The organism is Pseudomonas sp. LW8, from assembly GCF_041956865.1.
Taxonomy (GTDB): domain Bacteria; phylum Pseudomonadota; class Gammaproteobacteria; order Pseudomonadales; family Pseudomonadaceae; genus Aquipseudomonas; species Aquipseudomonas siliginis.
Map to the genome: position 1 here is coordinate 3,087,862 of NZ_CP168138.1, position 23,501 is coordinate 3,111,362.

The following is a 23,501-nucleotide window of genomic DNA, read 5'->3' on the forward strand; positions in this document are numbered from 1 at the left end:
ACGATCAGCAAGGCGCCGGTTCAGGCAATGCAAGACCCTCAGGCACTGCGCGCCTGCAACAGCTGCACCGCACACAACGCAATCCGCGCGCAGGCATCCGCCAGTTTGACCCGATCCACCACCAGCCCGATGCGAATATGCCCCGCCGCGCTCGGCCCGAACGCTTCACCGGCCAACACTGACACCCCGTAACCTTCCAGCAAGCGCTCGGCAAATGCCTGGGCGCCGAGGCCAGTCTGGCGCACATCGACCATCACGAACATGCCGCCATCCGGGCGAATCGGCTGCAACCCAGGGCAACCGTGCAAACGTTCGCAGACCAGATCGCGGCGCAAGCGATACTCCTCGCGCATCTGAGAGACTTCCGGCAGATCACTTTGCAGCGCCACTTGCGCGGCCTTCTGTACAAAATCCGGCAGACCGAAGAGCATGCTCAGCGACAGATTCACCAGATGCTCGGCCAAGGGTTTCGGGCCGATCATCCAGCCGATACGCCAACCGGTCATCGCATGGGATTTCGACAGACTGTTGATCGTTGCGGTGCGCTCGGCCATGCCCGGCAGGCTCGCCGGGCTGATGTGCTCGCCTTCATATAACAGCTCGCTGTACACCTCATCGCTGATCAGCCACAGATCATGACGAATGCACAGCGCTGCCAGCTCCTGCCAGATCAGCAAGGGCAAACTCGCGCCGCTGGGATTGTTCGGACTGTTGAGCAGCATGGCGCGCGTTCGCGGGGTAATGCGCTCGGCAACATCGGCCGGGTCGACACGGAAACCGTTCTCCGGGCGCACCGGCACCGCAATCACCTTGGCACCGCAGGCGCCAAACACACCTTCGTAAGTGACGTACATCGGCTCGGCGACGATCACTTCATCGCCCGGATCGAGCAGGCACTGCGCCACCGAGTACACCGCGCATTGTGCGCCGGGCAGGACAATCACCTGATCAGGATCAACCCGTTGACCACTGCGCTGGCGATGACGCTCGGCAATCAGCCTGCGCAGCTCAAACCGCCCACGCACATCGGCGTAATGGGTATCGCCGGCCAACAGGCTATCGATCGCGCCATGGACGATCGGCAACGGCGTATCGAAATCCGGATCGCCGACGCTCAACAACAAAACATCAACGCCCTCGGCGCGCAGTTCCAGCGCTCGGTCGTGAATCTGCCAGGCAGCGGCACCCTCCCCGGCGATTCGTTGGGTCAAGGCTGAATAGCGCATGTACGTCTCCTGTTAGCGCGGTTTCCAGCCTTCACCGTATCTCAAATCACGAAACGCGCCACCATGGCGTTCAAATCCACTGCCAGTCGCGACAGTTCGTGGGTCGCGGCGCTGGTCTGGTTGGCGCCGGCGGCCGATTGCGTGGCGAGGTCGCGGATGTTGACCAGATTGCGATCGACTTCGCGGGAGACTTGCGCCTGCTCTTCCGAAGCGCTGGCGATAACCAGGTTGCGTTCGTTGATCTGGTGAATCGATTGCGTGATCTGCTCCAGCGCCACACCGGCAGCGCGGGCCATTTCCAGCGTGGACTGAGTGCGCTGATTGCTTTGCTGCATCGACGAAACCGCTTCACCGGTGCCGTTTTGAATGCCGGCGACCATTTTTTCGATTTCCTGAGTCGACTGCGCGGTGCGATGCGCCAAGGCGCGCACTTCGTCCGCCACCACGGCGAAACCACGGCCAGCCTCGCCGGCACGCGCCGCTTCAATTGCAGCGTTGAGCGCCAGCAAGTTGGTCTGCTCAGCGATGGCGCGAATCACGTCCAGCACCTTGCCGATGTCACGGCCCTGCGCGGCGAGGCCTTCGATCATCTGTGCGGTGTTCTGCACGTCGTGGGTCATGGTCTGGATTGCGTCGACGGTTTTCACCACCTGATCACGACCTTCGCGGGCGGCGTGGGTCGACTGGTTTGACGCTTCGGAAGTCGACACGGCGTTGCGCGCCACCTCTTCCACCGCAGCGGTCATCTCGTTGACGGCCGTGGCGGCCTGTTCGATTTCATTGTTCTGCTGCTGCAGCCCGCGCGACGCTTCTTCAGTGACGGCGCTGAGTTCTTCGGCAGCGGCGCCCAGTTGCGTGGCGGAACCGGCGATCTGCTCGATGGTTTTGCGCAGGTTGGACTGCATCGCTGCCAAGGCTTCAAGCAAGCGCGCCGGTTCGTCCTTGCCGTCGACTTCGATGGCTTTGCTGAGGTCGCCGTCGGCAATGGTTTGCGCAGCGAGCACGGCGCGGTTGAGCGGCGTGACGATGCTGCGGGTCAGCAACCAGGCGAGCAACACGGTGGCCAGTGCCGCAATCACGGCGACGATGATGATCCCGGTGATGGCGCTGTCATAGTTTTCACCGGCCTTGGTGGCAGCCGCTCTGGCCCCGGCGGTATTCATGCCGATCAGCTTGTTGAGCTGCTCGCCCATCTGATCGGTGCCTTCCTTGATGCGCGTGTTGATCAACGCACGCATCGCTTCCAGATCGCCCTTGCGCGATAGCTCAATCATCTGATTCTGCGCTTGCAGGTAATTATCGAGCGTCGTCGAAAACGTCTGGAAAACGGCGTGCTCTTCAGGACCTGCCGGCAACGCAGCGTAGCTGGCTTGCGCTTTGCGCACCTTGTCGACCAGCACCGCGATGCGGGTTTCTGCCTCTTGCAGGCTGGCCGGTTCGCGATTGACCAGCACACGGAACGAGAGAATGCGCATGCGCAGGACGTTTTCCGTGACCACGCTGAGGTGGGTCACGCTTGGCAACTGGTTGGTGTCCATGTCGATCGACGCCTGACGAATGACCGTCATGCGGCTGGCGGCAAACACGCCGAGGACAATCACCAGCAAGGCGATAAAGGCAAAACCGAGGAAAGCACGGGGCGCGATATTCAGGTTACGCAGGGACATGGTCGGACTCTCGAAAGAAAGAAACTGCGAGCGTCCATGCCGTGAGCACTGGCCCATAGCGGGCGACAGTCCGGCGGCACTGAGTTGTGGTTTTGTGTGCGCCTGACCGTTGTATCGGCCAGGCTTGAGGAAGGTTTCGGGTCTGCGGTAAATATTTTTCAGGACGTGGCAACAATCAAAAACTGCTCCGCTGCCCTTGGTAGGAGCTGTCGAGTGCAACGAGGCTGCGATCTTTTGATCCTGCTTTTAAAAGTCAAAAGATCGCAGCCTCGTTGCACTCGACAGCTCCTACATAGGCAAGCCGATCAGCGTTGGGCGGCGAGTTGCCAGACCCGAGCAATATCGGTGGCGCGTTCACGCAGCAGGCGCGGAGCTTCGGCGCAGGCTTGTTCGAGCGTCATCGGTCCGCTGGTCACGGCGAAAGCGGCGTCGATGCCGTGTTGATAGAGCTCCTGATAGCCCTCGCCCAAGGTCCCGGCAATCACGATCACCGGCACAGCGTGTCGTTTGGCAACTCGCGCAACACCGAACGGCGTTTTGCCGCGAAGGGTTTGCGCATCGAAGCGGCCTTCTCCGGTAATCACCAGATCCGCACCCTTGACCGCGTCAGCGAGCCCGACCAGTTCCGCTACCACCTCGACGCCCGCCTGAAACTGCGCACCGAGAAAAGCCTTGGCGGCAAACCCCAGACCACCCGCCGCGCCGCTGCCCGGTTCATTGCGCACGTCCTTGCCCAATGCTTGCGCGCAGAGTTTGGCAAAGTGCCCCAGCGCCTGATCGAGTTGCTCAACCTGCGCGGGCGAAGCGCCCTTCTGCGGGCCGAAAATGGCCGAGGCGCCATGGGGTCCGCAGAGCGGATTATTGACGTCGGCGGCGATGTCGAAACGCACATCGGCCAGACGTGGATCAAGTCCACTCAGGTCCAATCGCGCCAGTTGCGCCAAGGCCAGGCCGCCGGGCACCAGCGACTGATTCTGCGCATCCAGCAACTTCACACCCAATGCCTGCATCGCCCCGGCACCGCCGTCATTGGTCGCGCTGCCGCCGATCGCCAGGATCACTCGTTGCGCGCCGGCATCCAGCGCTGCACGAATCAATTCACCCGTGCCAAACGTGCTGCTGATGCAGGCATCGCGCTGTCCCGGCGGGACCAGTTGCAGACCGCTGGCCTCGGCCATTTCGATGATCGCGGTGTGGTTGTGCGGCAGCCAGCCCCATGCGGCTTCGACCGGCGCGCCCAGTGGACCGCGCACGCGGGTGCGGCGTAACTCACCTTCGCAGGCTGCGAGAATCGACTCGACCGTACCTTCGCCGCCATCGGCCATCGGGCATTTGATCAGCGTCGCCTGCGGCCAGACCTGGGCCAGTCCGAGGGCAATGGCTTCGGCAACGCCTTGGGCACTCAGGCTGTCCTTGAACGAGTCGGGGGCGATGACGATTTTCATGGGAGTTCTCCGGTTGCAGTGGCATTCATGCTGCCAGTCGGCCTGCGCCTTGACGCCGGTCGAGTGCACAAGTGGCGTCGGCGTTTATTGTTCATTTCCACAAAAGATATGTGTTGGTCGTACCGGCCTCATCGCTGGCAAGCCAGCTCCAACAGGGTTCTGCGGTGACTATGGACGTTATGAACGCCTTCTGACCTGTGGGAGCTGGCTTGCCAGCGATGGCGGCCTCAAGGACAACTCATGGCAATGGATCAGTCTGCGGCAGCAGCTGCACCCCCAGATACAACGCCAGCATCCCGTCCAGCTTCAACGGATCAACCCCGCTCAACTCGGCAATCCGCTCCATGCGATAACGCAGACTATTGCGATGAATGCCCAACGCCTCGGCGCAGGCCTGGCTCTGCCCGTCGTGCTCGCACCAACTGCGCAGGGTCGCCAGCAACTGGCCGTTGCTGTCCTTGGCGATGACCTGGCGCAGCGGCTTGAGCAGTTCGTCCAGCGCATCATCGTTGCGATGACGCCACAGCATGACCGGCAAGCGATAACGATTGAGCGTCAGCAGTCTCGAATTCGGCAGCACGTCACGACCATAAGCGAGCAAATCGCCGACTCGTCGGTAACAGCGACGCAACCCGGCCAGACCATCCGCCTGCCCGCCGACGGCGATGCGCAAAATCTTCCAGCCGAGGCCATCGAGTTTTTCCAGCAGGCGATCATGCTCGACGTTCTGGCTCGCCGGGCGACACCACAACAACGAAGACTTCGCCGAACTCACGCACCAACTGTCCGGGTAACGCGAGGTCAGCCACGCACTCAGTGCCTCGACGGTTTGCCCCGGGCCGTGCTCGAGCCCCAGCTCAAACAAATACGGCACCCGGGTCAATTGCGGCTTGAGCCCTAGTTGCTGCGCCTCATCGATCAGACGCGGCGAATCCCCCGCCTCGCTCAGCAGCAACGCCAGCAGATCATCGCAACGCTGCCGTCGCCATTGTTGCTCGGCCTGCTGGTTGCGCTGGCCGACCAGCATTTCAGCGGTCATGCGCACCAGCTCGGCGTAGGTGCGCAATTGCTCCGGCTCGCCGGTGATGCCGAGCACGCCGATCAAGCGCTGATCGAGCAGCAGCGGCAGATTGATCCCCGGTTGCACACCTTTGAGATGCACCGCCGTCTGCGCGTCGATTTCCACCACACGCCCGTTGGCCAGCACCAGTTGCGCGCCTTCATGCCGGGTGTTGATGCGCTCCGGTTCACCGCTGCCGAGGATCAGGCCCTGACTGTCCATGACATTGACGTTGTACGGCAAAATGGCCATGGCCCGGTCGACGATGTCCTGGGCAAGGTCGTGATCGAGTTCGAACATAGCGGCGGCAATCCTTCAGTTCAGGCACGAACGGTTGTTCAGCCGCACAGGGTCTGGCGGCAAACCCTGTGCTCAGGCACAAAGACAATCCGGCCAAAGGTGGCCGAGACTCTCAGGGCGATCAACGTTACCCTTTGCATCGCAAAAAATCATAATAAAGAGAGAGCCGCTATGTCGCAGAGCGCCGCAGCTACCCAGACCATCGACGACGGTAAAAACGCCGTCTACAAACGCATCACCCTGCGTTTGATTCCCTTCATTTTCATCTGCTATCTGTTCAACTACCTCGACCGGGTCAACGTCGGCTTCGCCAAACTGCAGATGCTCGATGCACTGAAATTCAGCGAAACGGTGTACGGCCTCGGCGCCGGGATTTTCTTCATCGGTTATGTGCTGTGCGGCGTGCCGAGCAACCTGGCACTGACCCGCTTCGGTCCTCGGCGCTGGATTGCCTTGATGATGATCACCTGGGGCACGCTGTCGACCTGCCTGTTGTTCGTCACCACCCCGACCGAGTTCTACACCCTGCGCTTTTTCACCGGTGCCGCTGAAGCCGGTTTCTTCCCGGGCGTCGTGCTGTATCTCTCGCAGTGGTTCCCGACCTTCCGCCGTGGCCGGATCATGGCGTTGTTCATGTCGGCAATTCCGGTCTCCGGTTTGCTCGGCAGCCCGTTTTCCGGCTGGATTCTCAACCACTTCGCCGCTGGCCAAGGTGGCCTGGCCGGCTGGCAGTGGATGTTCCTCCTGCAAGGCATTCCGACGGTGATCCTCGGCGCACTGGCGTATTTCCTGTTGAGCGACAGCTTCGCCAACGCCAAATGGCTGACCGCCCATGAACGTTCCGTGCTTGAAGCCGACCACGCCGAAGACCTCGCCAACAAACCGAAAACCGCGACCGACTCGCTGCTCGCGGTGTTCAAGAACCCGGCGATCTGGGCCTTCGGCCTGATCTATTTCTGCATCCAGAGCGGCGTGTACGCGATCAACTTCTGGCTGCCGTCGATCATCAAGAACCTCGGCTTCAGCGACAACCTGGTGATCGGCTGGCTGAGTGCGATTCCGTACCTGCTCGCGGCGGTGTTCATGCTGGTCGTCGGGCGCTCGGCGGACTTACGCAAGGAGCGCCGCTGGCACTTGGTGGTGCCGATGCTGATGGGCGCTGTCGGGCTGGTGATCGCGGTGAATTTCGCGGCCAATCCGGCGATTGCGATTCTCGGCCTGACCATCGCGACCATGGGCGCACTGACCGGCCTGCCGATGTTCTGGCCGGTGCCGACCGCCATGCTGAGCGCGGGCGCAGCGGCTGGTGGGCTGGCGCTGATCAACTCGATGGGGCAGATGGCCGGGTTCCTCAGCCCGTACCTGGTGGGTTGGGTCAAGGACAGCACGGGTTCGACGGATGCAGCGTTGTACGTGCTGGCGGCGGTAATCGTCGGCGGGAGTCTGCTGGCGTTGCGGATGACGCGGACGTTGCGGGCCTAATCAGACGCGCAGATCAAAAGATCGCAGCCTTCGGCAGCTACTGTGGAATGCGTTCCCTGTAGGAACTGCCGAAGGTTGCGATCTTTTGCGTTTAAGCGATGCAATCATGCATAGCGCCAGCCGACGCAACATCTATGCTGAATCTGCTGACCTCTTCGCGAGCAGGCTCGCTCCCACAGGTTTTGTGCTTGGCTCCAGGATGTGGGAAATAATGAGCATCCGCTCAATATTCAGCACAAAACCACGTATCCTGCGCGCCCCGTTCAACCATCACGTCGCGAGGACAGTTTGTCTAAAGGTATCGCTCTATCGGTTTCAGCCTCCGTGCTGTTTGCCGTCATGTATTACTACACGTCGCTGCTGACCCCTCTGAGCGGCGTGGAAATCTTCGGCTGGCGCATGCTTCTGACCGTGCCGTGCATGACGGTGTTCATGCTGGTTTCCGGGGAATGGCGGCGGGTGCTGGAGCTGTTCCGATTGATGGCAGCCAGGCCGAAGCTGATTGCCGGGCTGCTGGTTTCTTCAGCCCTGCTCGGGGTTCAGCTGTGGCTGTTCATGTGGGCACCGCTCAATGATTACAGCCTGGATGTATCACTGGGCTATTTCCTGTTGCCACTGGCGATGGTGCTGACCGGGCGGATTGCCTATGGCGAGAGCCTGTCTTACCTGCAGAAAATCGCGGTATTTTTCGCCAGTCTTGGCGTGTTGAACGAGCTGTATCAGGTTGGCGGATTTTCCTGGGCGACGCTGATGGTCGTGGTCGGTTATCCGCTGTACTTCGTACTGCGCAAATACCTGCAAACCGACAACCTCGGTGGCCTGTGGGTCGACATGACCCTGATGCTGCCGGTCGCCTACTGGTTTGTGCAGGGCGGCGAACAGGGCCTGGCCGTGTTCGATCAATATCCGGGGCTGATGTGGCTGATTCCACTGCTCGGCCTGATCAGTGCGTCTGCGCTGGTGGTGTATATCATCGCCAGCCGCTTGCTGCCGTTCAGTCTGTTTGGGTTGTTGAGTTATGTCGAACCGGTGCTGTTGCTCGCGGTGGCATTGTTGCTGGGAGAGAGCATCAAGTCGGGCGAGTGGCTGACTTACATCCCGATCTGGCTGGCGGTTGTGGTGCTGGTGTTCGAAGGCTTCAAACACTTGATGCGCCAACGCCGCTCTTGAATGCAACACAAGACAAATGTGGGAGCGAGCCTGCTCGCGAAGTCGTCAGACCAGTCAACATGAGTGTTGAATGAAAGTCCGCATTCGCGAGCAGGCTCGCTCCCACAGGTTTTGTATGAAGCAAAAAAATCCCGGCCCTGCATTTCTGCAGGCCGGGATTTTTTCATTTCAGATTACTCGGTGGTCAACACACCACGACGCACCTGGTCACGCTCGATCGATTCGAACAAGGCCTTGAAGTTGCCCTCGCCGAAACCATCGTCGCCCTTGCGCTGGATGAATTCGAAGAACACCGGCCCCATCAGGGTTTCCGAGAAAATCTGCAGCAGCAGACGCTTGTCGCCCTGCTCCGATGCGCCATCAAGCAGGATGCCGCGCGATTGCAGCTGATCGACCGGCTCGCCGTGATTCGGCAGGCGACCTTCGAGCATTTCGTAGTAGGTATCCGGCGGCGCGGTCATGAAGCGCATGCCGATTTTCTTCAGTTGATCCCAGGTCTTGATCAGGTCGTCGGTGAGGAACGCGACGTGCTGGATACCCTCACCATTGAACTGCATCAGGAACTCTTCGATCTGCCCGGCGCCCTTGGACGACTCTTCGTTGAGCGGAATGCGGATCATGCCATCCGGTGCGGTCATGGCTTTCGAAGTCAGACCGGTGTACTCGCCTTTGATGTCGAAGTAACGGATTTCACGGAAGTTGAACAGCTTCTCGTAGAAGTTCGCCCAATAGGCCATGCGACCGCGATAAACGTTGTGGGTCAGGTGGTCGATGATCTTCAGGCCGGCACCGACCGGGTTGCGATCAACGCCTTCGATGAACACGAAGTCGATGTCGTAGATCGAGCTGCCTTCACCGAAACGGTCGATCAGGTACAGCGGCGCGCCGCCAATGCCTTTGATTGCCGGCAGGTTCAGTTCCATCGGACCGGTCTCGATGTGAATCGGCTGGGCGCCGAGCTCCAGCGCGCGCGAGTAGGCCTTCTGCGAATCCTTCACGCGAAACGCCATGCCGCAAACGGACGGGCCGTGTTCGGCGGCGAAGTACGAGGCGACGCTGTTGGGTTCGTTATTGAGGATCAGGTTGATTGCGCCCTGACGATACAGGTGCACGTTCTTGGAACGGTGGGTCGCGACTTTGGTGAAGCCCATGATCTCGAAGATCGGCTCCAGTGTGCCAGGAGTCGGCGCTGCGAACTCGATGAATTCAAAGCCCATCAGGCCCATTGGGTTTTCGTATAAATCTGCCATGGTGACGCCTCATCATTTCTTATCAATTAACCAGGGTTATTTGTCAGGAAAGTGATGTGGAGGGCGGCGCACAGGAGATGCCACGCACGCTGCGCGCGAGGAAGTCTCCGTAGATCAGTTGAAACCCGAATATCTTCATTGTCGACCCAAGGCTCTTGCGGGCGAGGCTTCTGCTGCCAGAAGACGATTATTATTGTATGCGTAACCCGATTCTACACAGCGTAACCAGACCTGTCTGCCCTCTGTATAAAATCCTCTTTTTTACCTACGGCGCAAGCGCCATCAGCCATCTATTCTCCTCTCTGGCTCAATTGTTTATCGGGTCAGATTTCTAAACCACAGGATGTGTCCATGCCACTGACCCACCGATCCCGCCGCAAACGCAGCACCCGAATCGCCGTGACTTTGCTCAGCGGTCTGCTGCCAATCGTTCTGGGCAGTGGGATTCTTTATATGCAGGCAAAACGAACGCTGGAGCAAAGTGCCGGGGAAACGGCCGAACAAGCGTTGCAACAGTTCGATCTGATGCTCGACAACACGGCAGAAGCCGCTCGGGTTCTGCTGCCTCTGGCCGGGAAAAATTGCGAAGACGTGAAACTGGCCCTGCGCGAACAAGTGACCCGCCGCCCCTTCGTGCGCTCGACCAATCTGGTCTGGGACAACACGCTCTACTGCAGCTCACTGTTCGGGCAGTTCAAGGAAGCGGTCAATGCCGGGGACTATCATCAAGGCAAACTGTGGTTGATGAACGGCAATCCCGTCACTCCCGACACGGCATTGTTGATCTACCGCCTCAGCGACGGTCGTGGCGGCGCGCTGACCACGCTTGATGGTTATCACCTGAGCAACATCCTGCGCCTGATCGGCCGCCAGACATTACTGATGTTGCAAGTGGGCGATAACTGGCTGTCCGCCGACGGCAGAGTGCATCAAGGGCCCCTGCCCGCTTTGCCAGTCGCGCATAGCATGCTCGAATCCGAACGATACGGTTTCAACGTGTCGGCGGGTTTCCCCGAGGGAGAAACCTGGCGTTACATGGCGGCCAATTATCCGCCGTTGTTCAGCCTGCTGATATTTTTCGGCGTGATCTCGGGCGCCATCGGCCATGTCGTGCAGAAACGCTCGAACTCGCCCAGTCACGAAATGCTTCGCGCACTCGAGGCCGGGGAATTCATTCCTTATTTCCAGCCGGTGGTTCACGGTGACAGCAAGCAGTGGTCCGGCGCTGAAGTGCTGATGCGCTGGAATCACCCGAAAGAGGGCCTCGTACGCCCGGATCTGTTCATTCCATTTGCCGAGCATTCAGGCTTGATCGTGCCGATGACCCGCGCGCTGATGCAACAGACTGCCGCCCTGCTGGGACCGCATTCTGCGGCCTTCGCCAAACCTTTCCATATCGGCATCAACATCACTGCCAGCCATTGCAAGGATCTGGAACTGGTCGAAGACTGTCGCGACCTCCTGGCGGAGTTTGCGCCCGGCAGCGTCGAACTGGTGCTGGAATTGACGGAGCGCGAGCTGATCGAACCGAATGAGATGACCCTGCAACTGTTTGAGCAATTGCACGCACTTGGAGTGAAAATCGCGATCGACGATTTTGGTACTGGCCACTCAAGCCTCGGCTACTTGCGCGCCTTCAAGGTCGACTTTCTCAAGATCGATCAGAGCTTTGTCGCCATGATCGGCATCGATGCGCTATCACGACATATTCTCGACTCCATCATTGAACTGTCGGCAAAGCTGGATCTGGCCATTGTTGCCGAAGGTGTCGAAACACAGGCCCAAGCCGATTACCTGACGGAGCATCAGGTGGATTTCATGCAAGGCTATTTGTTTGCCAAGCCAATGCCGGCAGCAGATTTCATCAGCGCATTAAGTGATCGTTAACTCATTAGCATAGCCCGTCCAACAACCGCACCAAATTGATACAAAAAGTCATTGTTGTTACATGGCGACAACATCAGGATTTACTCTTGTCGCATTAACTACTACAATTTTTTCAACCTGAGCCAGACTGACAGGTGAGCCAATTATCACCGAGTCGCTTCCAGGCTCTTGGCTTATAGCTTTGTTTGCGGTTGGTATCAGCCAAACACACTATTGGAGTAAAGATATTGTCCAGACTCGCTGAATTTCGCGCAGCTGAAAAGGCCCTTCAGGAACAGCTCAAACAGCTGGAGTCACTGAAGAATGACGCCGGGCTCAAGAAAGAAATCGAATTCGAAGAAAAGCTCCAGGGACTGATGAAAACCTATGGCAAAGGCCTGAAAGATATCATCGCTATCCTCGACCCGAACCCGGCGAAGTCCGGTCTGCAGGCCGCCCCAGCGCCGAAGACCCGCCGCGCCCGCGTCGTCAAGGTTTACCAGAACCCGCACACTGGCGAGCTGATCGAAACCAAGGGCGGCAACCATCGCGGCCTGAAAGCCTGGAAAGAACAGTACGGTGCGGCCACCGTGGATTCATGGTTGCGCGGTTAATCTGACGCCAACAAAAAGCCCTGCGCGATGCAGGGCTTTTTTATTGACAATATCTAACAAATGAAATGATTTTCATCGAACAAGTTGGAAAATTGTGTAACGTTACTGAGTCATCACGCTAAACATTTTGCTGCGCGATGTTGCTGCAAACGATGAATCAAACTTTGTGCTTAATCCTTTCCGGCATTCAAAACACCGCGAGTTAGTACGGACGTTTATAATTTCAGGCTGTTACGTGCCGCCTCTATGTCGTCGGCGCTCGCCTTATAAACCTCAGCCTGACCGGCATATGAAAGTACATAAGCCTTGTCTGTTTCCACGGCAGCCACCAGCGTTTGTGATAATACGTGCCGGCCGTTCTCGGTGATCGTGCAAGTCGTCTCCAACCCGGTCAATGATCCGAACGCAGCCGGATGGATTCGGTTGCAGACGCTCTGATAACCACTGCGGAAGAAATCCTTCTGGATGGATTTACGCATCTCCAGCAGCACGCCTTGCAAATTGACCTGATGCCCCGCCTCCACTTGCGTCATGGTCAACTCCATCACCATCACCTGATTGCCGTCGGCATCGAGCTTCACTGCCCTTTGCCGCGAGACTGGCGGCGCGGTATCCGGCAACACTTCAACCTTCCAGCCCGCTGGCCAGGTGATGCTCGGTTCGGCCATGGCCGGGAAAACCACGGCCAATGACAAAGCAAAAAAAACAAACACGGATTTGAACAGTCGGATCATTGCCGGACGCACTCGAAGGTAGAGAGCAAAGTCTGAGCCCCGCCCTCGCGCAGGGCAAGCCCGCCTTGCATTTGGCGATGCCGGCCGGCATGCGTATCATTGCGCCCATTCACTCGCCCATTGTTATTGGAGGGCCCATGAGCCTCAACGAACTGAACACTTTCCCCGGCGTGACCGCCACGCCAGACAGCGCAACCCGCAACTTCGTGTTCAACCACACCATGCTGCGCGTGAAGGACATCACCAAGTCGCTGGATTTCTACACCCGCGTCCTGGGTTTCTCGCTGGTCGAGAAGCGTGATTTTCCGGAAGCCGAATTCAGCCTGTACTTCCTTGCGCTGGTCGATAAAGCGCAGATCCCGGCCGATGCTGCTGCGCGTACCGAATGGATGAAATCGATTCCAGGCATTCTCGAATTGACCCACAACCACGGTACCGAAAACGATGCCGACTTCGCCTATCACAATGGCAACACCGATCCGCGTGGCTTTGGTCACATCTGCATTTCGGTGCCGGACATCGTCGCAGCGTGTGCACGCTTTGAAGAGCTGGGTTGCGATTTCCAGAAGCGCCTGACCGACGGCCGGATGAAGAGCCTGGCGTTCATCAAGGACCCGGATGGCTACTGGGTCGAGATCATTCAGCCTGCGCCGCTGTAAAAGCTGAAAGCCCCTCACCCTAGCCCTCTCCCAGAGGGAGAGGGGACTGATTGCGGGATGTTGGAGAATTACGCCGACTTGAACGATTGGCGGTGAATCCATAATCGACCGGCTCTCTCAGGTCGATGGATGACTTCAGACACCTCGGTCGGCTCCCTCTCCCTCGGGAGAGGGCTGGGGTGAGGGGTGGCTTTCCACGCGCAATAAAAAACCCATGATCGCTCATGGGTTTTTTCGTTTTCGACCTGGCAGTTACGCCGGCGCCGAAGTCCGGATCAAGTGATCGAACGCACTCAGCGAAGCCTTGGCGCCCTCGCCTACCGCAATCACGATCTGCTTGTACGGCACAGTCGTCACGTCACCCGCTGCAAAGATCCCCGCAATGGAAGTCTCGCCACGGTTGTCGACAATGATCTCGCCACGCGGCGACAGCTCAATGGCGCCCTTCAGCCAATCGGTGTTCGGCAGCAGACCGATCTGCACGAAGATGCCTTCCAGCTCAACCGTGCGCAGTTCATCGGTAGTGCGGTCCTTGTAGCGCAGGCCGTTGACCTTCTCGCCATTGCCGGTGACTTCAGTGGTTTGCGCACTGGTGATCACGGTAACGTTCGGCAGGCTGTGCAGCTTGCGTTGCAGCACGGCGTCGGCGCGCAGTTGCACGTCGAATTCCAGCAGCGTTACGTGCGCCACGATACCGGCCAGATCGATCGCCGCTTCAACGCCGGAGTTACCGCCGCCGATCACCGCTACGCGCTTGCCCTTGAACAGCGGGCCGTCGCAGTGCGGGCAGTACGCCACGCCTTTGTTGCGGTATTCCTGCTCGCCCGGAACGTTCATTTCGCGCCAGCGTGCGCCGGTCGCGAGAATCACGCTCTTGGCTTTCAGGGTTGCACCGCTGGCGAAGTGGACTTCATGCAGCTCGCCATTCTTGCCCGAGATCAGCTTGTCAGCGCGTTGCAGATTCATGATGTCGACGTCGTACTGCTTGACGTGTTCTTCCAGCGCCGTGGCCAGTTTCGGCCCTTCGGTTTCCTGCACGGAAATGAAGTTCTCGATGGCCATGGTATCCAGCACCTGACCGCCGAAGCGCTCAGCCGCGACACCGGTGCGGATGCCTTTACGTGCGGCGTAGATAGCGGCCGAAGCACCCGCCGGGCCACCACCAACGACCAGCACGTCAAAGGCTTCTTTGGCGCTGATCTTCTCGGCCTGACGCTCAATAGCGCCGGTGTCGAGTTTGGCGAGAATTTCCTCCAGGCCCATGCGGCCCTGACCGAAGTTTTCGCCATTGAGGTAGATGCTCGGCACAGCCATGATCTTGCGATCGTTGACTTCGTCCTGGAACAGCGCGCCGTCGATGGCGACGTGGCGGATATTCGGGTTGAGCACGGCCATCAGGTTCAGCGCCTGAACGACGTCCGGGCAGTTCTGGCAAGACAGCGAGAAGTAAGTCTCGAAGCTGAACTCGCCTTTGAGCGAGCGGATCTGCTCGATCACTTCAACGCTGGCCTTCGACGGGTGGCCACCGACTTGCAGCAGAGCCAACACCAGCGAGGTGAATTCGTGGCCCATTGGAATGCCGGCGAAACGCAGGCTGATGTCGGCTCCAGGGCGATTGATCGAGAACGATGGCTTGCGGGCATCGTCACCGCTGTCGATCAGAGTAATCTGGCTCGAAAGACTGGCAACGTCTTTCAGCAGTTCCAGCATTTCACGGGATTTCGCACCGTCGTCGAGGGATGCAACGATCTCGATCGGTTGGGTGACCCGTTCCAGGTACGATTTCAACTGGGCTTTAAGATTGGCGTCCAACATACGGGCGATTTCCTTTATTTGAGGCGAAAAAAAGCCCGAGCGAATCTCGCCCGGGCATTTTTATTGGGCGGTGCAGCTAACTTAAGAAGGTGCGGCGTGCCGCCCTGCGTTGCATGTCACAGACTTAGATCTTGCCGACCAGGTCCAGCGACGGAGCCAGAGTGGCCTCGCCTTCTTTCCACTTGGCCGGGCAAACTTCGCCTGGGTGTGCAGCGACGTACTGAGCAGCCTTGATCTTGCGCAGCAGCTCGGAAGCGTCACGGCCAACGCCGCCATCGTTCAGTTCAACGATTTTGATCTGGCCTTCAGGGTTGATCACGAAGGTGCCACGGTCAGCCAGACCAGCTTCTTCGATCAGCACGTCGAAGTTGCGGGAGATGACGTGGGTAGGGTCGCCGATCATGGTGTATTCGATTTTGCCGATGGCTGGCGAAGTGTTGTGCCAGGCAGCGTGAGCAAAGTGGGTGTCGGTCGAAACACTGTAGATTTCCACGCCCAGCTTCTTGAACTCAGCGTAGTTGTCAGCCAGGTCTTCCAGCTCGGTTGGGCACACGAAGGTGAAGTCGGCTGGGTAGAAGAACACTACGGACCACTTGCCTTTCAAGTCAGCATCCGAGACTTGAACGAAGTCGCCGTTTTTGAACGCGGTAGCTTTGAACGGTTTTACTTGGCTGTTGATGATAGGCATCGATGACTCTCCGTCAGGGGTTATGAAGTTGATGGGTGAATCCTACCCACTCACTCGACGGAAGGCTCATTGGCAAACCTGATACTGCTGATTTGTTTTCGCTATTAGCTGACTGTATTAATAGAAGAAAACGATCTCTACGGCTGATCCGGCTTATCCATAATCCGAGCCATTCCCTGGAATGGGCTGACCTCAACATAGCGCATGGCGGATTTCATGTCCTTCCAGCCAACATAACTCATCAACGATTTCAGATCCCAGCCGCTCTGATGCGCCCAGGTTGCAAAACCGCGTCGCAACGAGTGACTGGTATAACCGGCGGCGACAATCCCGGCGCGCTGCAACGCCTGGCGGAGCAGCGGAATAATGCTGTTGGCGTGCAGGCCCTCCTCGCTCAGATTGCCCCAGCGATCAATGCTGCGGAACACCGCGCCGCGCACCAGCGCAGCTTCTGTAATCCAATCGATATAGGCCTGCACCGGGCACAACTTCAACAGCGCCGGGGCCTGGTAGGTCTGCCCGAGGTTTTCCCGGTCGCCCTTGCTGCGCGGCAGATACAGAGTGATGCCCTTGCCAGCGCTCGCCTGCACATGCTCGATTTGCAAACGGCACAATTCGTCGCTGCGAAAGCCGCGCCAGAAGCCCAACAGAATCAGCGCGCGATCCCGATACGCCTTGAGCAAGGTCGGGCGGTCCTGTTCTTCCCGGGCCGTCTGCGCCTCCTGCTCAAGCCAATCGATCACGCGCTGCAGATCCTGCAATTGCAGCGGCTCAGCCTGTTTTTCCTGCGCCGGGTGCAAAGCACGAATGCCCTTGAACACCTTGCGCACCACTGGCGCCTTGGTGGGATCGGCAAACCCCTGACTGTTGTGCCACTGCGCCAGCGCCGACAGACGCAGCTTCAGCGTGTTGATCGACAGCACGCCAGCGTGCGCCACCAGATATCGCGCAACGCTGTCGGCAGTAGCCGGCAGAAATCCGCCCCACGTCACCTCGAAGTGCTCGATGGCCATGCGATAGCTGCGGCGAGTGTTGTCCCGGGTGGCGGCTTGCAGATATCGATCAATGTCGCTCATGGGCAGTTTTCTCGCTGGCGTACGGGTTCAGGCATGCAGGTGCGCATTTTGCCCCCTGACATTGGGTAATACCAGTATATCCCGCCTGTTTTATCTCAAAGATTTACCTATATTTTCAGCATGGTACACTGCGTACTTTAGTGGCATGTACCACAGTACGTAAACGTAGGAGTTCACATGGCCCGTGGCGGCATTACCAAAGCACTGGTGCAAATCGCACGCACAGCGATCCTCGCTCGCGGCGAACACCCAAGCATCGATGCAGTACGCATTGAAATGGGCAACACCGGCTCGAAAACCACGATCCATCGCTATCTGAAAGAACTGGACGACGGTGCCCAGCCGAATGAGGCGTCAGCAGAACCGATCGATGATGAGCTCACCGCCCTCGTCTCTCGACTCGCCCAGCGCCTGAAAGAACAAGCACAGGAACCCATCGAGCAAGCCCGCGAACAGTTCGAGGAGCAACGCGAAGCACTGGAAACCGAGCTGAAACAGGTTCGCCAGGCGCTGGAAAAACTCGAGCACGACCACGACATTCAAGGCGCCGCGCTGCAACGCGAATCCGAAGCGCTGGGCAACACCCGCTCGATGCTGCAAACCGAACAGACGCGCAACGCCGGCCTCAACCAGGCATTGGCCGACTTTGAATTGCGCTTGCAGGACAAGGACGAACAGATTCGCTCACTGGAAGAGAAGCACCTGCACGCCCGCGATGCGCTTGAGCATTACCGTAACGCAACCAAGGAACAGCGCGAGCAGGAGCAGGCCCGCCATGAAGGGCAACTTCAGCAGATACAGGCAGAATTGCGTCAAGCCCAGCAGAGCGCGTTGGTGCGCCAGGACGAGATCACGCAGTTGCACCGCGACAACGAACGCCTGCTCACCGAAAACCGTGGCACCCAGCGCGAGCTGAATCTTGTGCAGGATCAGCTCAAGCACAGCAATCAGCGTCAGGATCAGTTGCTCGAGCAGGCCACGCGCATGGATAGCGAGCGCACCCTCCTCCAGGAACGTCTGCGCGTGGCGGCACTGGAAAGCCAGGCGCTCAAGCAGAGCGTCGACGAACAAACGCAGCTCAATCAGTCATTGGAAAAGGAATTGCTCAAGGTTCAGGCAAGCCTTGAAGACAGCCAGCGTCTGGCGGCTACCGTTGCGGCAGCGCCAGACTCGGCCAAAGCGACAGACGCTTAAGCGCTGACCGGCGTACGCATGGTGACGAACTCTTCGGCGGCCGTCGGGTGCACCCCGATGGTGTCGTCGAAGTCGCGCTTGGTTGCGCCAGCCTTCAAGGCGATCGCCAGACCTTGCACGATCTCGCCAGCGTCCGGGCCGACCATGTGGCAGCCAAGCACCCTGTCGGTTTTGGCGTCGACCACCAACTTCATCAGGGTTTTCTCCTGACAGTCAGTCAGGGTCAGCTTCATCGGCCGGAAGCGGCTCTCGAAAATAACCACCTCGTGGCCGCATTCGCGCGCTTCCTCTTCGCTCAAACCGACCGTGCCGATGTTCGGCAGGCTGAACACGGCGGTCGGAATCATCTTGTAGTCCACCGGACGGTATTGCTCCGGCTTGAACAGACGCCGCGCCACGGCCATACCTTCGGCCAGAGCGACCGGGGTCAGTTGCACGCGACCAATGACGTCGCCCAGCGCCAGAATCGACGGCTCGGCGGTTTGATACTCGTCGTCGACTTTGATAAAGCCCTTGTCGTCGAGCTGCACATTGGTGTTTTCCAGGCCCAGATTGTCCAGCATCGGACGCCGGCCGGTGGCGTAGAACACGCAGTCGGCTTCGAGTACGCGACCATCCTTGAGCGTCGCCTTCAAGCTACCGTCGGCCTGCTTGTCGATGCGCGCAATGTCGGCATTGAATTGCAGATCGAGGCCACGCTTGGTCAACTCCTCTTGCAGATGCTTGCGCACCGCACCGTCGAAGCCGCGCAGGAACAGATCGCCGCGATACAGCAGCGTGGTGTTGGCGCCGAGGCCATGGAAAATTCCGGCGAACTCGACGGCAATATAACCGCCGCCGACCACCAGCACACGCTTGGGCAGCTCTTTGAGGAAGAACGCTTCATTCGAACCGATCGCATGCTCATGCCCCGGAATTTCAGGGATCTGCGGCCAGCCGCCGGTGGCGATCAGAATGTGCTTTGCGGTGAAGCGCTCGCCATTAACCTCGACCTCGTGCGGCCCGACGATTTTCGCGTGCGCCTCGTGCAGGGTCACGCCGCTGTTGACCAGCAGATTGCGATAAATGCCGTTAAGGCGATTGATCTCGCGATCCTTGTTGGCGATCAGCGTGGCCCAGTCGAAGTTGGCTTCGCCCAGGTTCCAGCCGAAACCGGACGCCTGCTCGAAGTCCTCGGCAAAGTGCGCGCCGTAGACCAACAGCTTTTTCGGCACGCAGCCGACGTTGACGCAGGTGCCGCCCAGGTAACGGCTTTCGGCCACCGCCACTTTCGCCCCGAAGCCTGCGGCAAACCGCGCAGCCCGCACACCGCCGGAACCGGCACCAATCACATAAAGGTCAAAATCGTAGGCCATTTCTATCTCCTCGGCAGGCCATCAGCATACCCGCAGCCATTCATTGGGCAAGCACTGCCATCCATATAAGGGCGGAAAATGAAAAAGCCACCCGAAGGTGGCTTTCTTTTGCAGACGAGGCGAAGACTATTAGTAAGCCTTGCCAGTCTTGTAGAAATTTTCGAAGCAGAAGTTGGTCGCGTCGATGTAGCCTTCAGCACCACCGCAGTCGAAACGCTTGCCCTTGAACTTGTAGGCCATGACGCAGCCGTTCTGGGCCTGCTTCATCAGGGCGTCGGTGATCTGGATTTCGCCGCCCTTGCCTGGCTCGGTCTGTTCGATCAGGTCGAAGATGTCCGGGGTCAGGATGTAACGACCGATGATCGCCAGGTTCGACGGCGCGTCTTCCGGCTTTGGCTTCTCGACCATGCTGTGCACGCGGTAGATGTCGTCGCGGATCATTTCGCCAGCGATGACACCGTACTTGTTGGTTTCCTGCGGATCGACTTCCTGGATCGCGACGATCGAGCAGCGGAACTGCTTGTACAGCTTGACCATCTGGGTCAGTACGCCGTCGCCGTCGATGTTGACGCACAGGTCATCCGCCAGGACCACGGCGAACGGTTCGTCACCGATCAGTGGGCGGCCAGTCAGGATTGCGTGGCCCAGACCTTTCATTTCGGTCTGACGGGTGTAGGAGAACGAGCACTCGTCCAACAGCTTGCGGATACCGACCAGGTATTTTTCCTTGTCGGTGCCCTTGATCTGGTTTTCCAGCTCGTAACTGATGTCGAAGTGGTCTTCCAGAGCACGCTTGCCACGGCCGGTGACGATGGAAATCTCAGTCAGGCCCGCGTCCAGTGCTTCTTCAACGCCGTACTGGATCAGTGGCTTGTTTACCACCGGCAGCATTTCTTTAGGCATGGCTTTGGTCGCTGGGAGGAAGCGAGTGCCGTAACCGGCTGCTGGAAACAAGCATTTCTTGATCATATAAGTCCTTGAAAAGGCTGTGTGTACGAGTTTCGGGGCAGTCTAATCAGGCGGCGTGCGCCTTACAATGCCCCGCGCTGGCTAACCGATGCCAACATAGAGAAATATTCGCGCGGATAGTTCCATCCGGGTATTTCAGCGGCGGAGTCAGCGTAGCTCAAGATCCGGGCAAACAGGATCACCATACGCTTATCAGCCCCCATTGCGAGCATTTGCCGCTATCATGGCGCCTTTGAACCAGCGAATGAGACAGACTAGATGGCTGCGGTAAAAATCATCAACGGGTATGTGATCGACAAGAAAGACGGCAAGTGGACGCTGACCACTACCAATGGCGAACATATCGCCGGGCCTTTCGACAGCGAGCAGATGGCGACAGATGTGGCCTCGGTGTTCACTGATACGCCTGCTTCTTCCAAGCGCCGAGGCAAAGATCAGGACTGATCCTTTTAGCACTTGCGCCAAGCCCTGCCAGCATGCAGGGCTTTTTTGTGCTTTGTTGGCAAACAAGTGGCCAATCGCTATAACCTTTTCATCGCGGCGCTGTCAGAGCAACCAGTCCCCCACTTGAAGACCTCGCAACCATGAACCTGAACAAACTGCAGCCGCTTTTCGCGGTATTGGTACTGAGCGGCTGTGCCACTTCGCAGCCCACCTATCTGAACAATGGCGAACAGGGTCTGAGCATCGACTGTTCCGGCGAAGCCAACTCATGGGCCATGTGCTACGAAAAGGCCGATGCATCCTGCGCCGGCACCGGCTATCGCATCGTCGGCACTGATGGCACACCGGCGCCCAAGGAAGATGACAAAACCCTGGGCGTTGACGTTGGCAACTACAAGACGCGCAACGTCGTGGTCGTCTGCAAGTAAGCCTTACATGTGGATTTCGGCGAATTTGATCCCGAGGCCACGGACGACCTCGATCAGGTCGTCGAGCCGATTGAAGGACTCGACTTCATCATTGTCATCCACCAAAAAGTAGCTGCGCCCTGCACTCTTCTTGAAAAACACGATCCATTCACCCGGATTCGCCGGGTTCTGGATGACATGAGTGGCAGAGATAAGGCCCTCTGCGTGGCGCTCCCGCACGTGCTCTCGCTTCATTGCGACTCCATAAATGACAATGCCGCCACAGCAGGACTGTGACGGCATCGGGTGCTGATGTTCGATAGTCTATCAGCCGGAAATACAGGCGTTCGCAGCTTTCTGTACATCGCGAGGGCGAACCGGCACGTTGGACATGCGCTCATGCAGCTTGATGCTGCTGCCGCCGGCGCGATCTTCGATATCAAACACGGCTGCCGGGCCTGACGAAAGTTTGCCGGGAACGATGACTCGTACACCGTCCTTCTGCGGCTGGACTTGCAACGCACCACGACTGTCAGCGAGCTTGTCGGTCAGACACTGCGCATACTCCTGGGGCTTTTTGCCGGAGATCACGCTCATGGTTGGCAGCGTTTCATTGATTTCGGAAACATTTGCACAACCGGCCATCGCCAGAATCAACGGCACACACACCACACCCCACTTCATAGAAATCCTCCGTTAAAGACCGTCCGACAGCACAAATGCCGCTTTTCTCCGGGGCCTTGTGCATTTAACCCGCCCGCCATGGCGAAGTTCTGTTCAAAATTTGTCAAAGCAACGCCCGACGGCCAGATAATAACCCGTGCGGGCTGATAAACTGCGCCCATCGACAAGCTATCGTTTTGATTTAGTAGAAAAAGCCCTTCTGGAGGCGCCCATGAAATTCATTCACCAGCGCGAGCACCTCAACGAAGACGACATCGTCGTCATTCAATGCTCGCAGATGTGCAACATCCGTTTGATGAACGACGCCAACTTCCGCAGCTTCAAAAACGGCGGCCGTCACACCTACCACGGCGGCGCGTTCGACACGTTCCCGGCACGCATCACCGCACCGAGCACCGGCTTCTGGAACATCACCATCGACACCGTCAACCGCCGCGCAATCAGCGTGACGCGCAAGCCGACGCTGACCCACTCGATCAAGATCATCCGTCGCTCCAGCACTAAACTGAGCTGAGACGCGCAGCCTATTCTGAAAGGGAAACATGACCGTGGCGCAAAAAACCAAATACGTGATCAAGTACAAACTGGACGGTGAACAGCGTTTCGAATTCGCTGAACTGGAAACCGGCACTGACGAGGAAGCGAAAGCGGCGCTGAAGAAAATGCACGCTGACGAAGAACTCAGTGACATCAAGGTCAGCAAAGCGCTGTAACCGAGTCATGCAACCGACCACGTTTGACCTGTTCGCCGACAACGAACCCGTACAGCAGCCCCGCGCCGAGCAGATCGGCGAACAATCGTGGGTGCTGCGCGGATTCGCCTTGCCACAGGTCGAGCAACTGCTGACCGAGCTCGACGCCATTCTTGCCGCCGCCCCGCTACGCCACATGGTCACGCCCGGCGGTTTCAGCATGTCGGTCGGCACCAGCAGTTGCGGACAGCTGGGTTGGATCACCGATCGCAGCGGTTACCGTTATTCCAGCGTCGATCCACTCAGCGGCTTGCCGTGGCCGTCGATGCCGGCGGTGTTTGCCGAACTGGCACACCAAGCGGCTGAGCGCGCCGGTTTCCCGGATTTTCAGGCCGACTCCTGCCTGATCAACCAGTACGTCCCCGGCGCCAAGATGTCGCTGCATCAGGACAAAGACGAAAAAGGTTATGCCGCGCCCATCGTTTCGCTGTCGCTAGGTTTGCCGGCAATGTTTCTGTTCGGCGGCTTCGAACGCAGCGATAAAACCCAGCGCATTCCGCTGTTGCATGGCGACATGGTGGTCTGGGGCGGCGTGGACCGCCTGCGCTATCACGGCGTGCTGCCAATCAAACCTGGCCATCACCCGCTCTTGGGCGAACGGCGCATCAACATCACCTTCCGCGTTGCTGGCGATCAATGAAAGT

At 58.6% G+C, this 23,501-nt stretch carries 24 protein-coding genes; 11 read left to right on the forward strand and 13 right to left on the reverse strand.

Going from position 1 to position 23,501, the window contains the following annotated elements; genetic code table 11:
- Window positions 1-38 precede the first annotated feature (38 nt).
- From AB9L16_RS13955 to AB9L16_RS13970, 4 genes are all read right to left on the reverse strand, one after another.
- The gene (locus AB9L16_RS13955; RefSeq protein WP_252876395.1) at window positions 39-1,226 is read right to left on the reverse strand and encodes a pyridoxal phosphate-dependent aminotransferase; all 1,188 of its coding nucleotides are present in this window, start codon (window positions 1,224-1,226) and stop codon (window positions 39-41) included.
- A 41-nt stretch (window positions 1,227-1,267) separates the two neighbouring features.
- The gene (locus AB9L16_RS13960) at window positions 1,268-2,893 is read right to left on the reverse strand and encodes a methyl-accepting chemotaxis protein (protein ID WP_375122259.1); all 1,626 of its coding nucleotides are present in this window, start codon (window positions 2,891-2,893) and stop codon (window positions 1,268-1,270) included.
- Window positions 2,894-3,198: 305 nt separating this feature from the next.
- Complete coding sequence (locus AB9L16_RS13965) at window positions 3,199-4,338, reverse strand: glycerate kinase (RefSeq protein ID WP_375122260.1); 1,140 nt, start codon at window positions 4,336-4,338, stop codon at window positions 3,199-3,201.
- A gap of 238 nt (window positions 4,339-4,576) precedes the next feature.
- Window positions 4,577-5,698 (reverse strand): sugar diacid recognition domain-containing protein, encoded by a 1,122-nt coding sequence (locus AB9L16_RS13970; protein WP_150635138.1) that lies wholly within the window; start codon window positions 5,696-5,698, stop codon window positions 4,577-4,579.
- Between the two features lie 171 nt (window positions 5,699-5,869).
- Here AB9L16_RS13970 and AB9L16_RS13975 point away from each other — a divergent pair, with 171 nt between their 5' ends.
- Window positions 5,870-7,180, forward strand: a complete 1,311-nt coding sequence (locus AB9L16_RS13975; RefSeq protein ID WP_039762752.1) for an MFS transporter — start codon at window positions 5,870-5,872, stop codon at window positions 7,178-7,180.
- 288 nt (window positions 7,181-7,468) lie between these two features.
- Window positions 7,469-8,350 carry an EamA family transporter RarD gene (rarD, locus tag AB9L16_RS13980; protein ID WP_056789655.1) on the forward strand — a complete coding sequence of 294 codons (882 nt, stop codon included), beginning with the start codon at window positions 7,469-7,471 and terminating at the stop codon, window positions 8,348-8,350.
- Window positions 8,351-8,523: 173 nt separating this feature from the next.
- Here rarD and hppD read toward each other — a convergent pair whose 3' ends face one another.
- Complete coding sequence (gene hppD, locus AB9L16_RS13985; protein ID WP_016774910.1) at window positions 8,524-9,600, reverse strand: 4-hydroxyphenylpyruvate dioxygenase; 1,077 nt, start codon at window positions 9,598-9,600, stop codon at window positions 8,524-8,526.
- 351 nt (window positions 9,601-9,951) lie between these two features.
- Between hppD and AB9L16_RS13990 the strand changes: the two genes are divergently transcribed.
- Window positions 9,952-11,487 (forward strand): EAL domain-containing protein, encoded by a 1,536-nt coding sequence (locus AB9L16_RS13990; protein WP_375122261.1) that lies wholly within the window; start codon window positions 9,952-9,954, stop codon window positions 11,485-11,487.
- Window positions 11,488-11,714: 227 nt separating this feature from the next.
- A complete protein-coding gene (locus AB9L16_RS13995) occupies window positions 11,715-12,080 on the forward strand; it encodes a histone-like nucleoid-structuring protein, MvaT/MvaU family (protein ID WP_041480175.1) in 366 nt (121 codons plus the stop codon).
- A gap of 215 nt (window positions 12,081-12,295) precedes the next feature.
- On the opposite strand, the gene AB9L16_RS14000 is transcribed toward AB9L16_RS13995, so the two are convergent.
- Window positions 12,296-12,814: a DUF4946 domain-containing protein gene (locus tag AB9L16_RS14000; protein WP_095180140.1), complete on the reverse strand. Its 519-nt coding sequence runs from the start codon at window positions 12,812-12,814 to the stop codon at window positions 12,296-12,298.
- Window positions 12,815-12,951: 137 nt separating this feature from the next.
- Between AB9L16_RS14000 and gloA the strand changes: the two genes are divergently transcribed.
- Window positions 12,952-13,473 (forward strand): lactoylglutathione lyase, encoded by a 522-nt coding sequence (gene gloA, locus AB9L16_RS14005; protein WP_039762746.1) that lies wholly within the window; start codon window positions 12,952-12,954, stop codon window positions 13,471-13,473.
- A gap of 252 nt (window positions 13,474-13,725) precedes the next feature.
- Here gloA and ahpF read toward each other — a convergent pair whose 3' ends face one another.
- The 3 genes from ahpF to AB9L16_RS14020 form a co-directional block, all read right to left on the reverse strand.
- Window positions 13,726-15,288 carry an alkyl hydroperoxide reductase subunit F gene (gene ahpF / locus AB9L16_RS14010; RefSeq protein ID WP_375122262.1) on the reverse strand — a complete coding sequence of 521 codons (1,563 nt, stop codon included), beginning with the start codon at window positions 15,286-15,288 and terminating at the stop codon, window positions 13,726-13,728.
- A 124-nt stretch (window positions 15,289-15,412) separates the two neighbouring features.
- A complete protein-coding gene (gene ahpC, locus AB9L16_RS14015; protein WP_016774916.1) occupies window positions 15,413-15,976 on the reverse strand; it encodes an alkyl hydroperoxide reductase subunit C in 564 nt (187 codons plus the stop codon).
- A gap of 137 nt (window positions 15,977-16,113) precedes the next feature.
- The gene (locus AB9L16_RS14020) at window positions 16,114-17,052 is read right to left on the reverse strand and encodes a site-specific integrase (protein ID WP_252876399.1); all 939 of its coding nucleotides are present in this window, start codon (window positions 17,050-17,052) and stop codon (window positions 16,114-16,116) included.
- A gap of 177 nt (window positions 17,053-17,229) precedes the next feature.
- Between AB9L16_RS14020 and AB9L16_RS14025 the strand changes: the two genes are divergently transcribed.
- The gene (locus AB9L16_RS14025; protein WP_150740946.1) at window positions 17,230-18,246 is read left to right on the forward strand and encodes a DNA-binding protein; all 1,017 of its coding nucleotides are present in this window, start codon (window positions 17,230-17,232) and stop codon (window positions 18,244-18,246) included.
- On the opposite strand, the gene gorA is transcribed toward AB9L16_RS14025, so the two are convergent.
- Both gorA and galU read right to left on the reverse strand, forming a co-directional pair.
- The gene (gorA, locus tag AB9L16_RS14030; RefSeq protein WP_375122263.1) at window positions 18,243-19,601 is read right to left on the reverse strand and encodes a glutathione-disulfide reductase; all 1,359 of its coding nucleotides are present in this window, start codon (window positions 19,599-19,601) and stop codon (window positions 18,243-18,245) included. The genes AB9L16_RS14025 and gorA overlap by 4 nt on opposite strands.
- A gap of 129 nt (window positions 19,602-19,730) precedes the next feature.
- Window positions 19,731-20,570 carry a UTP--glucose-1-phosphate uridylyltransferase GalU gene (galU, locus tag AB9L16_RS14035; RefSeq protein WP_024013124.1) on the reverse strand — a complete coding sequence of 280 codons (840 nt, stop codon included), beginning with the start codon at window positions 20,568-20,570 and terminating at the stop codon, window positions 19,731-19,733.
- Window positions 20,571-20,828: 258 nt separating this feature from the next.
- Between galU and AB9L16_RS14040 the strand changes: the two genes are divergently transcribed.
- Entirely contained in the window at window positions 20,829-21,014 is a 186-nt protein-coding gene (locus AB9L16_RS14040; protein WP_016774922.1) for a hypothetical protein, read from the forward strand.
- Between the two features lie 140 nt (window positions 21,015-21,154).
- The gene (locus AB9L16_RS14045; RefSeq protein ID WP_016774923.1) at window positions 21,155-21,442 is read left to right on the forward strand and encodes a hypothetical protein; all 288 of its coding nucleotides are present in this window, start codon (window positions 21,155-21,157) and stop codon (window positions 21,440-21,442) included.
- Window positions 21,443-21,445: 3 nt separating this feature from the next.
- On the opposite strand, the gene AB9L16_RS14050 is transcribed toward AB9L16_RS14045, so the two are convergent.
- Together AB9L16_RS14050 and AB9L16_RS14055 are read right to left on the reverse strand one after the other, a co-directional pair.
- Window positions 21,446-21,676: a hypothetical protein gene (locus AB9L16_RS14050; protein WP_016774924.1), complete on the reverse strand. Its 231-nt coding sequence runs from the start codon at window positions 21,674-21,676 to the stop codon at window positions 21,446-21,448.
- Between the two features lie 72 nt (window positions 21,677-21,748).
- Window positions 21,749-22,105 (reverse strand): hypothetical protein, encoded by a 357-nt coding sequence (locus AB9L16_RS14055; RefSeq protein WP_016774925.1) that lies wholly within the window; start codon window positions 22,103-22,105, stop codon window positions 21,749-21,751.
- A 211-nt stretch (window positions 22,106-22,316) separates the two neighbouring features.
- Here AB9L16_RS14055 and AB9L16_RS14060 point away from each other — a divergent pair, with 211 nt between their 5' ends.
- Genes AB9L16_RS14060 through alkB form a run of 3 tightly spaced genes read left to right on the forward strand, consistent with a single transcriptional unit; the run spans window position 22,317 to window position 23,497 of the window.
- Window positions 22,317-22,619, forward strand: a complete 303-nt coding sequence (locus AB9L16_RS14060) for a DUF1883 domain-containing protein (protein WP_007912251.1) — start codon at window positions 22,317-22,319, stop codon at window positions 22,617-22,619.
- Window positions 22,620-22,647: 28 nt separating this feature from the next.
- Window positions 22,648-22,818, forward strand: a complete 171-nt coding sequence (locus AB9L16_RS14065; protein WP_016774926.1) for a hypothetical protein — start codon at window positions 22,648-22,650, stop codon at window positions 22,816-22,818.
- A gap of 7 nt (window positions 22,819-22,825) precedes the next feature.
- Window positions 22,826-23,497 carry a DNA oxidative demethylase AlkB gene (gene alkB, locus AB9L16_RS14070; protein ID WP_375122264.1) on the forward strand — a complete coding sequence of 224 codons (672 nt, stop codon included), beginning with the start codon at window positions 22,826-22,828 and terminating at the stop codon, window positions 23,495-23,497.
- The last annotated feature ends 4 nt before the right edge of the window (window positions 23,498-23,501 follow it).

What these genes read in the sequence shown, in the direction of transcription:
- AB9L16_RS13955 (WP_252876395.1), bottom strand. Translation starts at nt 1,226, where the DNA reads ATGCGCTATTCAGCCTTGACCCAACGAATCGCCGGGGAGGGTGCCGCT.
- AB9L16_RS13960 (WP_375122259.1), bottom strand. Translation starts at nt 2,893, where the DNA reads ATGTCCCTGCGTAACCTGAATATCGCGCCCCGTGCTTTCCTCGGTTTT.
- AB9L16_RS13965 (WP_375122260.1), bottom strand. Translation starts at nt 4,338, where the DNA reads ATGAAAATCGTCATCGCCCCCGACTCGTTCAAGGACAGCCTGAGTGCC.
- AB9L16_RS13970 (WP_150635138.1), bottom strand. Translation starts at nt 5,698, where the DNA reads ATGTTCGAACTCGATCACGACCTTGCCCAGGACATCGTCGACCGGGCC.
- AB9L16_RS13975 (WP_039762752.1), top strand. Translation starts at nt 5,870, where the DNA reads ATGTCGCAGAGCGCCGCAGCTACCCAGACCATCGACGACGGTAAAAAC.
- hppD (WP_016774910.1), bottom strand. Translation starts at nt 9,600, where the DNA reads ATGGCAGATTTATACGAAAACCCAATGGGCCTGATGGGCTTTGAATTC.
- AB9L16_RS13990 (WP_375122261.1), top strand. Translation starts at nt 9,952, where the DNA reads ATGCCACTGACCCACCGATCCCGCCGCAAACGCAGCACCCGAATCGCC.
- AB9L16_RS14000 (WP_095180140.1), bottom strand. Translation starts at nt 12,814, where the DNA reads ATGATCCGACTGTTCAAATCCGTGTTTGTTTTTTTTGCTTTGTCATTG.
- gloA (WP_039762746.1), top strand. Translation starts at nt 12,952, where the DNA reads ATGAGCCTCAACGAACTGAACACTTTCCCCGGCGTGACCGCCACGCCA.
- ahpF (WP_375122262.1), bottom strand. Translation starts at nt 15,288, where the DNA reads ATGTTGGACGCCAATCTTAAAGCCCAGTTGAAATCGTACCTGGAACGG.
- ahpC (WP_016774916.1), bottom strand. Translation starts at nt 15,976, where the DNA reads ATGCCTATCATCAACAGCCAAGTAAAACCGTTCAAAGCTACCGCGTTC.
- AB9L16_RS14020 (WP_252876399.1), bottom strand. Translation starts at nt 17,052, where the DNA reads ATGAGCGACATTGATCGATATCTGCAAGCCGCCACCCGGGACAACACT.
- AB9L16_RS14025 (WP_150740946.1), top strand. Translation starts at nt 17,230, where the DNA reads ATGGCCCGTGGCGGCATTACCAAAGCACTGGTGCAAATCGCACGCACA.
- gorA (WP_375122263.1), bottom strand. Translation starts at nt 19,601, where the DNA reads ATGGCCTACGATTTTGACCTTTATGTGATTGGTGCCGGTTCCGGCGGT.
- galU (WP_024013124.1), bottom strand. Translation starts at nt 20,570, where the DNA reads ATGATCAAGAAATGCTTGTTTCCAGCAGCCGGTTACGGCACTCGCTTC.
- AB9L16_RS14040 (WP_016774922.1), top strand. Translation starts at nt 20,829, where the DNA reads ATGGCTGCGGTAAAAATCATCAACGGGTATGTGATCGACAAGAAAGAC.
- AB9L16_RS14045 (WP_016774923.1), top strand. Translation starts at nt 21,155, where the DNA reads ATGAACCTGAACAAACTGCAGCCGCTTTTCGCGGTATTGGTACTGAGC.
- AB9L16_RS14050 (WP_016774924.1), bottom strand. Translation starts at nt 21,676, where the DNA reads ATGAAGCGAGAGCACGTGCGGGAGCGCCACGCAGAGGGCCTTATCTCT.
- AB9L16_RS14055 (WP_016774925.1), bottom strand. Translation starts at nt 22,105, where the DNA reads ATGAAGTGGGGTGTGGTGTGTGTGCCGTTGATTCTGGCGATGGCCGGT.
- AB9L16_RS14060 (WP_007912251.1), top strand. Translation starts at nt 22,317, where the DNA reads ATGAAATTCATTCACCAGCGCGAGCACCTCAACGAAGACGACATCGTC.
- AB9L16_RS14065 (WP_016774926.1), top strand. Translation starts at nt 22,648, where the DNA reads ATGACCGTGGCGCAAAAAACCAAATACGTGATCAAGTACAAACTGGAC.
- alkB (WP_375122264.1), top strand. Translation starts at nt 22,826, where the DNA reads ATGCAACCGACCACGTTTGACCTGTTCGCCGACAACGAACCCGTACAG.